Annotated in this window: 12 protein-coding genes; 2 read left to right on the top strand and 10 right to left on the bottom strand. The window is 28.3% G+C overall.

Features of this window, described 5'->3' with window-relative positions:
* The 6 genes from CHL78_RS18490 to CHL78_RS18465 all read right to left on the bottom strand — a co-directional run.
* Positions 1-1,090 (bottom strand): SpoIIE family protein phosphatase (locus CHL78_RS18490; RefSeq protein WP_116041683.1); only part of this gene is annotated, 1,090 nt, incomplete at its 3' end.
* Positions 1,087-2,793, bottom strand: a complete 1,707-nt coding sequence (locus CHL78_RS18485; protein WP_094369075.1) for a [Fe-Fe] hydrogenase large subunit C-terminal domain-containing protein — start codon at positions 2,791-2,793, stop codon at positions 1,087-1,089. The genes CHL78_RS18490 and CHL78_RS18485, both read right to left, overlap by 4 nt.
* Before the next feature lie 13 nt (positions 2,794-2,806).
* Positions 2,807-3,052 (bottom strand): (2Fe-2S) ferredoxin domain-containing protein, encoded by a 246-nt coding sequence (locus tag CHL78_RS18480; RefSeq protein ID WP_094369074.1) that lies wholly within the window; start codon positions 3,050-3,052, stop codon positions 2,807-2,809.
* A 181-nt stretch (positions 3,053-3,233) separates the two neighbouring features.
* On the bottom strand, positions 3,234-4,127 hold the full coding sequence (locus tag CHL78_RS18475; RefSeq protein WP_094369073.1) for an SPL family radical SAM protein: 894 nt from the start codon (positions 4,125-4,127) through the stop codon (positions 3,234-3,236).
* A gap of 17 nt (positions 4,128-4,144) precedes the next feature.
* The gene (locus CHL78_RS18470) at positions 4,145-5,137 is read right to left on the bottom strand and encodes a Gfo/Idh/MocA family protein (RefSeq protein ID WP_094369072.1); all 993 of its coding nucleotides are present in this window, start codon (positions 5,135-5,137) and stop codon (positions 4,145-4,147) included.
* A gap of 120 nt (positions 5,138-5,257) precedes the next feature.
* On the bottom strand, positions 5,258-5,608 hold the full coding sequence (locus CHL78_RS18465; protein WP_094369071.1) for a cupin domain-containing protein: 351 nt from the start codon (positions 5,606-5,608) through the stop codon (positions 5,258-5,260).
* Between the two features lie 249 nt (positions 5,609-5,857).
* Here CHL78_RS18465 and CHL78_RS18460 point away from each other — a divergent pair, with 249 nt between their 5' ends.
* Together CHL78_RS18460 and CHL78_RS18455 are read left to right on the top strand one after the other, a co-directional pair.
* A complete protein-coding gene (locus tag CHL78_RS18460; RefSeq protein WP_094369070.1) occupies positions 5,858-6,325 on the top strand; it encodes an NAD(P)H-dependent oxidoreductase in 468 nt (155 codons plus the stop codon).
* Entirely contained in the window at positions 6,318-6,962 is a 645-nt protein-coding gene (locus tag CHL78_RS18455) for a hypothetical protein (protein ID WP_094369069.1), read from the top strand. The genes CHL78_RS18460 and CHL78_RS18455 overlap by 8 nt, the downstream gene beginning before the upstream one ends.
* A 47-nt stretch (positions 6,963-7,009) precedes the next feature.
* On the opposite strand, the gene CHL78_RS18450 is transcribed toward CHL78_RS18455, so the two are convergent.
* The 4 genes from CHL78_RS18450 to CHL78_RS20890 form a co-directional block, all read right to left on the bottom strand.
* Positions 7,010-7,633 (bottom strand): flavodoxin family protein, encoded by a 624-nt coding sequence (locus CHL78_RS18450; RefSeq protein ID WP_094369068.1) that lies wholly within the window; start codon positions 7,631-7,633, stop codon positions 7,010-7,012.
* A 270-nt stretch (positions 7,634-7,903) separates the two neighbouring features.
* Positions 7,904-8,557, bottom strand: a complete 654-nt coding sequence (locus CHL78_RS18445; RefSeq protein ID WP_116041680.1) for an FMN-dependent NADH-azoreductase — start codon at positions 8,555-8,557, stop codon at positions 7,904-7,906.
* Between the two features lie 214 nt (positions 8,558-8,771).
* A complete protein-coding gene (locus CHL78_RS18440; protein ID WP_094369442.1) occupies positions 8,772-9,440 on the bottom strand; it encodes a hypothetical protein in 669 nt (222 codons plus the stop codon).
* Between the two features lie 27 nt (positions 9,441-9,467).
* A partial coding sequence (locus CHL78_RS20890; RefSeq protein WP_158540736.1) for an ArsB/NhaD family transporter occupies positions 9,468-10,410 on the bottom strand: 943 nt, incomplete at its 5' end.

Raw genomic sequence — 10,410 nt, 5'->3', positions numbered from 1 at the left:
TTTTTATACTTAGTTCATTTGGAAAAGATGGATTTTGATGTGCAGGATTAATAGCTCTACCTATTAGCATTCTGATATGTGTACATTCTTCATACAGGATACTTGCAAGTTTAGAAGCTCCGTCTTCTCCATGAATACACTTTAAATCTGTCGCTTCTTTTAGTTCTAACAATTTTTCTGTTGCTTTTTTCATTGTCAATACACCCTCTGTAACTAAATCTATCCCTTTTATATATCCAATAGGTGGTACGTCTTTATCTATAACATTAAAACTAGTAGTCAGCTTTTCACCTAATTCCCTTGCTACAATATTTCCTGCAGTTCCACCGCACACTATTTTCTTTCCTATTGTGGCTATTATTTTATTAACTATATGTCTATCCATATTTAAATCTATAGGTGGTCCTGAGAATAATATTGCTCTTTTAGATCTGATTGCCTTTATTGTAGCTACCGTTGCATCATCTCCAGGTTTTTGCATATACAGTTGATCACATGCCCCCAATAATAAGTTTGTCACCATCTTAGCTGACATATCTTTGTTAGTATATCTTCTTAAGTATCTATCTACATCTTCCCATTTCCAACCTAGGTTTAATACTTGACCTACACCTGCATGTATAACACCATCACTTACAAAAACTAAAATATCCTTTTCTTTAATTTCAAATTTACTTTCTTTAATTTTTCTTCCATTTATCTCAAAAGTACTCCACTCTATTTTTTTTATCTGCCTATCACTTAAGAAAAATATGCTCGGATTGTCAAACTCTACTACATATGCAGTTCCATTTTTATCGATCTTAATAATTGTAAAAGTCGAATATGCTAGTTTTCTTATAGAGCATACTGGTAAAGTGTGTATAATAGTATCTACTACATCCTCAATAGATAGTCCTTCTTTTAACATGGTAATTGCTATTTTTGCTGTTAAAGTTGCTAGTATATTTGCCTTTACACCACTTCCTAGTCCATCTGATAGTACTGCTATAAAATCATCGTCATCATTATAAAATTCAACTTTATCCCCACAAAGTTCTTCTTCGTATTTATTAAGGCTTCCACTCGCAAAATCTATAAACAACTTCATGATTTACTAACCTCTTCCTCTTGAATAAGATTTTTTAATCTTGTTAATGTTACTTTTGTCTCTGCTGTGGTCTCTCCTAACAGGCTTGCTATCTCTTGAGCTACTGTCATTTGCTTGTTTATAACTTCTTGAGTCATAGTTATTGCATCCATTTTCATCTTTTTATGTTTTTTATCTATTTGTTCATTTTTAGTTATATCATCAGCAATCCATATCATAACCTGATTATTTTCAAGCCAAATAACGCTTTGAATCACAGTTGCATTATTTTGTAAAAGCTCGACCTTCTCTTTATAAATATTTCGTTTATTATTCTTTACTTTGTTAAATATCTCTTCTTCTAGAAACATTATAACTGGAAGACCTTCTACTTTTCCTTTTTCAATATTGAAAAATTTCTCTGCAGCGGGATTTATTTGAATAATATCTAGTTCCTTATCGATAATTATAACTAAATTTGGTGTAGTATCAAAAAGTACATTTTTAATATTCTCAGATTTTTGTCTCATAAAGGGTACACACATATTTTTCTCTGCCATGCCATTGTATACAGCTACTACTTTATCTCTACAACTTTTATATCCACAGCTGCCACAATTAAGTTCATCTTTTTTTGCATATTTACCCATAGAGTTAAGTATGCCCTTTATTTCTTCTTCAGTAGGTACTTGCAAAGGAATATTAAGAGATTCGAAGTTTTTATTGATTTCTATGTCTTTAAGATAAGGTTCTTTATCTTTTTTGTCTGAAATAGATAATCCCACGGAATAGTCTTTTAAATTTTCTATACGCTCATAGCAACTAATATCATCATCAGGCATGCCTGACCCTCCAATACAGCTATGTCTACAACTACTCATCTCTATTAAAGTATTTTTAAATTTCCCATCATCTATTGCCTCTAATATTTCAATACAACCCTCTATACCATCTACATTTATCACTTTCCGTTTTATCTTTTTTTCTTTAATTTGCTTAGTTAATTCACCCACTATTGGAGATAATGCTTTGTCTTCATCATTATCATCAAATTTAGATTCTTCCAATTCAGATAAGTTTATATTTTCTACCTTAAGCCATTTCTCTAGTTCTTCAAATGTAAGTACTGCATCTATACTATCTTCATCATGAGAATCAGTTTTTTTCGCTATACATGGACCAATAAAAACAACCTTTGTATCATGACCATACTTTTTCTTTATCAACCTTCCATGACAAACTGATGGAGATACTACTGGTATTAGATTTTTTATGAGATTTGGATAATGCTTTTGAATTAGACTATTAACCGATGGGCAAAAACTTGTGATGTAGCTATTATTATCATCTTTATCTGCATAGATTTTATATTGTTCAATAATAGGCTCTACGCCTACTATTGTTTGTTCCACAAAGTTAAACCCAAGATTTCTAAGAGCTGTGGGGATCTTATTACTATTACTTGCAAATGTTGCAGCAAAACTTGGAGCAACAGAAACAACTACATTTTTCTCTGTTTCTAAATATTTCTTTATAAGATTTTTTTCTGTTCTGATTACTTTAGCATTTTGTGGGCAAGATTTGAAACATTTTCCACATACTATACATCTTTCTTTTATAATTTGAGCCTGCTCATTTTTAACCTCAATAGCATTAACTGGGCATACTCTTACACACGCATAGCAATTTTTACAGTTTGCTTTTGAAAAACTAACAAACCACATTATATATCCCCCCTTAAATATATGGTATTATTTCTCTTTCAAATATTTCTCTAGCGTTTTTGCTTGATACAGACAGAACCTTATCATCCCATCTCATTACGGACACTTCGTTAGTACATCTTCCTAAACAAAAGGAAGCATATAATTCTATTTTTTTTGTAAGATTATATTCTTTGATTAATGATTTAAACTCTTCCACTACTTCGTCAGACCCTTTTATATGACATGAACTTCCGATACATATTCTTATATCTTTCATATCTAATCCCCACCCCTAAATTTATATCTTACTCTTATCTATACTATTAATATTATGCTTCTTATTAGCTTATTTCAATATTTTCTATAATAAAATATAAATAGAGAAGTACTATCATTTTAGATTATACTCCTCTATTTATAAGGCACTATTTATATTATTTAATTGTGAAGCATTTATATTAAAACCAATTTATCTGACAATTTTCATATTTGCTTTTATATGCCGATATAATATCCTCCATTTTATATAGTATATTATATCTCTCACACTCTAATACAAATACTTTCCATAAAGTCTTTGAATTCGGACTACTGCACTCGTAATTTTCTTTATATGTTTTTATATATTTATCTACTAATGTGTTCTTATGAAAAATATTATTTAATTGTTGATAATAGTACTCTCTTTGATTATTTCTAAGTGTAACACCCATACCATATGTAAATATAAATTTTGCACCACAGTCATATGCCTTTTTTACAATATTTTTGATATTATCAACACTATCATTAATAAATGGAAGTATAGGCATAAGAAGTATGCCTACAAATATACCATTATCACTTAATTGTTTTATGGCCTCAAACCTTTTAGATGAAACACATACTCTCTGCTCTATTTGTTTGCAAAGCTCATCGTCATAAGTAGTTATAGTCATTTTGATTAAAACTGGAGAGTGTTCTTGTATTTTCTTTAATATGTCTATATCTCTAGTAACTAAATTACTTTTAGTGGCTAAAGATATTCCAAATCTTGAATTGTTTATTTCTTTTAGAGCTTCTCTAGTTAGATTTAACTTTAATTCAAATGGATTATAAGGATCACTCATTGCACCTATATCAACTATGCCTTTTTTTCTCTTCGATTTTAACTCTCTTTTTATAATCTCGGTTGAGTTTCCCTTTGCTCTTACTTTATCAAAATCTATTATTTGATAGCAACTGCTCCTTGAGTCACAATATATACATTTATGACAACACCCTCGATAAATATTCATTTTATAATTAGTTCCAAACCAAGGGTTATTTTCTTCATAGCTAGATATTATTGACTTTACTTTTATATATTCCATTTACTTTCACCTTCATGTTAGTTTTCATCTGCAGGGTATTTAAGTCCAGCTTGTTTTCTTATTTCGTCCATAAGCTCCATTACTACAATGGAATTATTGTGATTATTGACTTCTGACTCTATAGAGTTACTTTTAATTGTCTTAATAAATTCACTTATTTCATAACACATATCATCTTCTTCTTGATTTAAAGTGATATCTTCTTCACTCAAATCTTTATACACTATTTTTATATTTTTAAATTTATTATGAGGATAAATAATTATACTTCCTTTTTCACCTTGAATCTCTGAAGGAAGATAGGAATTTGATATTTTTGAATATTGTATTACTCCATCCATATCATCATAACTAAATATTGCTGATCCTTCTCCATCTACATTTGTATGAAGCATATACGAGTTAGATACAACATTATTTGGCTTTCCAAATAAACTAACCATAGGGTATATACAATAAACCCCTATATCCATTAAGGATCCATTTGAAAGCTCATTTTTAAAAGCATTTAAAATAGTACCTTCTTTAAACTTATCATATCTAGATGAGTATTGACAGAAACTTCCAAAGTATCGTCTTACTTTTCCAATTTTATGTAGATTCTCTTTTACAGCTTTAAAATTAGGTAAGCATGTAAGTCTCATAGCTTCCATAACTACTACATTATTTTTCTTAGCTGCATCTATAATACTTTTTACTTCTCTTGCATTTGATGCAAATGCTTTTTCACATAATACATGCTTATTATTTAAACAAAGAATTGCCTGTTTAGCATGCATAGCATTTGGTGATGCAATATATACTGCATCTATTTCATTTGAAGCTGCAAAATCCTCTAGTTTATCAAAATATAATTTAGCACCATATTTTTCACCAAAAGACTTTGCTTTTTCTAAACTTCTTGAATAGACCCCTACTAGTTCAAATTCATCAACTATCTCTGCACCTTTTAAAAATGTTTCTACTATTTTACTTGTACCTATTATTCCAAATCTTATTTTATCTCCCATAAAGCACCTCATATATTATATAATTTTAATTATCATTTTAGATTATATCCCCTATAGATAATATTATCACATTATTAAAAAAGCGAACTTATTAAAAGTCCGCTTTTAGTATATTAATTATTAAGCATCTTTAAACTCAGCACCTGCTCCTACTTTGGTAATTTGAACAGCAATCATCTTGTCAGATCCTCCATTTGTAATACCATGCCACTCGCCTGATTTTACAAATACCATATCTCCTTCTTTAACACCATGCTCTTTCTCGCCTACAGTCATTGTTCCAGATCCTTTTATAAATACGAATATCTGCTCTCCACTTGGGTGTCTATGCATTTTTAATACTTGATTTTCATTAAAATAATACACCTCTGATGTTATGTCATCGCCTGCAAATACAGGAACCTTAGGAACTGCAGAGTCATTATACTGCTCTAGACTTCCATCTAATAAATTCTTATGATTAGCTTCCATTGATAATTCTCCTTATTTATTATTTTTACAGTTATTATTTTTTCCATAAAATAAATAAGTATGCTTTAGTTTGATATGAAAATTATAGCGATAGCTTTTAACAAATTAATTTCTCTACTAACTCTAAATAATATAAGATCTTCTTTGTTTTTAAAGTGTTTATATGGTGCAGTATGGCTTACATTGTAAACATACTTGATATATAATTAAGTTAGCACTGTAAATATTATGAAATGAAAGGGGTAGATTATGTTTATAATTAGTGATTTTGAATATGATATGAAAATTAAAAGTTGCCTTGGATGTTTTAACTGCTGGACAAAAACACCTGGTTGCTGCATTATACATGATGAATCGAATGAAATTAGTCGTTCTATGATAAAGTGTAATAATCTTATTATAGTTAGTAAAATTGTTTATGGAGGATATAGCCCATATATTAAAAGAATATTAGACAGATCAATTCCCAATATATTACCTTTTTTCAAGGTAGTAAATAATGAAATGCATCATAAACCAAGATATAAAAAATATCCTAAGTTAACTGTAATTGGCTATGGAGCTAATATCACAGATTCTGAAAAAAACACGTTTAAAAAACTTGTAAAAGCAAATTCAATAAACTTACAAAATAATCAATATGAAGTTTTCATTGTAAGTAGCATAGATGAAGTTAAACAATTAATATCTAAAATAGAGGTGAAAAATAATGAATAATGTTGCATTTGTTAATGCTAGTCCAAGAAATAAAAATAGTACTTCTTCTTATTTAACAAAAGAATTAATAAATATATGCAATAATAATATTCATAGCAAAGAGTTTTTTATTTCAAATATTAAAGACTATGAATCATTATTTAAGAAACTTGTTTTATTTGATAAATTAGTTTTTGTAACTCCTCTTTATGTAGATTCTTTACCCAGTGAACTTATAGAGTTTATGCTTAGATTTGAAAACTATATAATGGATAAAAATATTAACAACATACATATATATGCGATTGTTAACTGTGGCTTCTTAGAGGGACATCAAAATCATATAGCTCTTGATATTATAAAAAATTTCACTCATAAGTGTAATCTTCAATGGTGCTATGGAATTGGTATAGGTGGCGGTGAATTTTTAAGAAATTCTAAATCTATGCCTCTTAGGGTTCTTGTTAAAAAGCCTATTTATGAAGATCTTGTTATATTATCAGATTCATTAATAGGCAATAATAAGCACTTTGAAAACTTATTTGTTAATCCAAAGTTATTTAGGACTTTATTTATACCTATGGCTAATCAGTTTTGGTTATCTGAAGCAAAGAAAAATAAATTATCTAAAAAAGATTTATTAAAAATATATGAATAAATTATCTAAAAAAGCGAAGTATAGAATCCACTTCGCTTAATTTTTATTTATCTTATAAAGTTTGTTTTTATTCGTTCCTCTTTTTGAGGTTTTTGAACTGTCTCTTTACTATTATCAATAACATTTAGCAACCAAGCCATATTTTTTCCTAGTGTTTGCATTATTTGAACACCTTCTCCATCTTGTAATACCTCCTCTGGTTTATTACCATGTAGTGCATTCCAATAATGAGACGGCGTAATTACTATATCAGCTAAGTTAAAATAATTATTTAGCTGGTGAAAAGTATCTACTGCTCCTGAACGTCTTAAGGATACCACACTTACACCAACCTTATATCTTAAATGCTTCCCTGCATAAAAGAATCTATCTAAGAATGCCTTCATAGAACCTGCTATTCCAGAATAATACACAGGTGATCCTAAAATTATACCATCTACAAACTTAGATTTTTCAATACACTCATTAACTAAATCATCATTAAAAATACATTTGCTATCCTTCATATTTGAGCATGCTCCGCATCCAGAACAACCTCTTATTGGTCTATCTCCTATATGGACAATCTCGACTTCAATTCCTTGTTTCTCTAATTGACCTGCTATAAGTTTAATAGCTGTATAAGTACAACCATTCTTATGTGGACTCCCATTAATAGCTAATACTTTCATTCTCAACTACCCCCTAATCATTTTTATATTTTAATAATTCATTTCATAATTTTATCTTTATAAAAAATTTTTACCAGATAATTTGGATTATATAAAATAATAATTAATGAAAATAATTAACTTTATTTTATTTTTATATGCTACTTTTTAATAAAAAAGACTTTGATTTTATCTTTTCTCTTTATTTCACATATAATAATTATCTAATATAAAAAAGGTAATAGTTTAAAACATTAATGTTTTAAACTATTACCTTCCTATTAATTAGTATTAAAATTTTAGAGAATCAATAATATCATCAATCTTTTCAGATGCTTTTTCAATTGCGCTTATTCTTTCTTCTTCTGTAGTACCAGTACCATCTACTAGAAGCTCATCAAATTTTTTAATACCTATAAACTTCATTATACTCTCTACATAGTTTAAACCCTTATCCATAACTGGCTTTAATATCCACGGTATGTTTCCTCCAGAAGATTGTATATAAACCATACTTCTATCAACACCCTCAAGTCTTCCTTTAGGTTTATCATTATTGTCAAAGCTTATTGTTTTTCCATCTTGTACTATGCAATCTATATACTCCTTTAGTGGAGCAGGAAATGATAAACTCCACATAGGTGTAGCTATTACATATACTTGGGCATCTATAAATTGATCACAAAGCTTTCTTATCTTGTCTATCTCTTTTCTATCTTTGTCATCTAATTTTTTTGCATCCTCTTCATTAACTATACAGTTTCTCTTTTCGAAATACTGATATTCAAGTCTTGGTATGTGTTCTTTATATAAGTCCACTTCTTCAACTACAAATTCTTTATTTTTCTCTAAAAATTTGTTAATAAATTTTCTAGCAACGGTTTTACTGGATGACAAGTTTTCTGGCTTAGAATTTACACTTATATATAATATTTTTTTTTGCATACTATCACTCCTAGCAAGTAATTAGTAGTTTTCTTTGTTTTCTTATACAACTACTAATTATTCTACATTTTTTATTTATAAGAGTATTATTCCAAAATCTTGTCCGTTTTATTCTTTTGGGCATTTTCTAGCTAATACAATATGTAAAATATAAATTTTTATATTATAAAAATTTATATTTAACTTACAACATTTAATCCCCCCCTAATCTCTTTTATTCTTCTGGTGAGTTTTTAGCTATTTTCAAATCTTCTTCTGATTTATTATATAAATTCATAATAGTTTTTTCTTTAGGTAAATGCTTAATTACTGGCTTTGTTATATCATTATAAATAATTATGCTATCGATAGAATTTTGTGGGAATATTATCATAACCTCTTTACTTCTACTTTGATTTGTCTCTTCATAATATATAAACAAAAATTCTTCATTTGAATTACTAATTTGATTTAACTTTATCTCATCATATACTTGATATACTATAGATTTTGTATATATTTTTATAAGAAGGCTATCTTCCTGACTATCATCTAGTTCTTTAATAGCAGTAAGTATACTACCTTTCTCTTTGTTATTTATACCTTCTTGTATTATTTTATTTATGTCATCTCTTATTTTTCCTACTTTTTTTTCATCTACTTCTACGTTAATAGCATAAATATCAATTATATTTGATATAGGAACAATTGAATACGGCCTTTCATTTATAGTACTAGATAAATATACTAAATTATGATCCACTTTTTGTATATATCCCTCATATCCTGGATAGGGACTATTTAAAGTATCTATAACTACTAAAGCATAATTTTTTTTTAGTAATTTTAATATTTCTTTTAATTTATGATCGGATTTATTTTTATTATCATCTTTAAGTGGCATATACAGATTTCCCTTCTCCTAATTCTATTAAGATACAATGTTTAAATACATTATTAAATATAACGTACTACAAATCAACATAATAAAAGAAAACGGTACCGAAAAGCTTATATATGACTTCAAATCATATACTTTCATTATTCGTTCTTTATGATGCTCGTTAACTTTAACTTCACTCAAAAATCTATTTACTTCTCCAAACAGTACAGGTCCCCCTGTAGCTGACCAAGGTAACATACTACTACCTGCAAGAATACCTAATGCTAGAGCTGCAAATACTAAATTATTGGCTACCAGTGGATCTAAATTCACACATATAGGAAGTAATGTCGCTGCTGCAGGTCCTGCAGAAAGAAATGTTGCAATGATAAATGCTGTAAATAATACTGCTAACATTATTAAATAGCTATTTTCATTTGTAAGACTGATAATATACTCGGCAATTATAGATAATATACCAGTATATTCTAATACACCACCTATTAAAAATAAAGCTATTATAAAACATAGAGAATCTAAAATTGGCAAGTTATTGATTGTATCTATAGGACTTCTATCGTGTATTAACAATCCTATACTTCCAAAAACTAAAGAAAAGAAAGCAATTGATATATTAATAAAAGGCCCTATACTAACACTAGCTATAAATAATATAAAAATAATTATTGCAGGTATAGCTTTGTTCCATTTAATTTCTGGTTTGTCTCTAAATGGTAAAAATCTATTTCCTGATGTTTTTGTCTTTTTATACCAAATATAGGTGTATAAAGCTAGTAATCCTGTGTAAATCATACAAGGAATAAATAATTTATCTAGGAAGTCCAATAATCCAAAATCACTATATAATGTTAGTACTACTGCTGGTGTATCTGCCCATGGAAGTGGTGCACCACCAATATTAGACCCTATGACAACACTTACTAATAGGGGGATTATTGGTAAATTATATTCTACGGCTATATATAAAAGC

The organism is Romboutsia weinsteinii (genome assembly GCF_002250835.2).
Lineage (GTDB): Bacteria > Bacillota > Clostridia > Peptostreptococcales > Peptostreptococcaceae > Romboutsia_A > Romboutsia_A weinsteinii.
The sequence above is the reverse complement of the archived record's forward strand: the minus strand, read 5'-3'. Positions and strand labels throughout refer to the sequence as shown.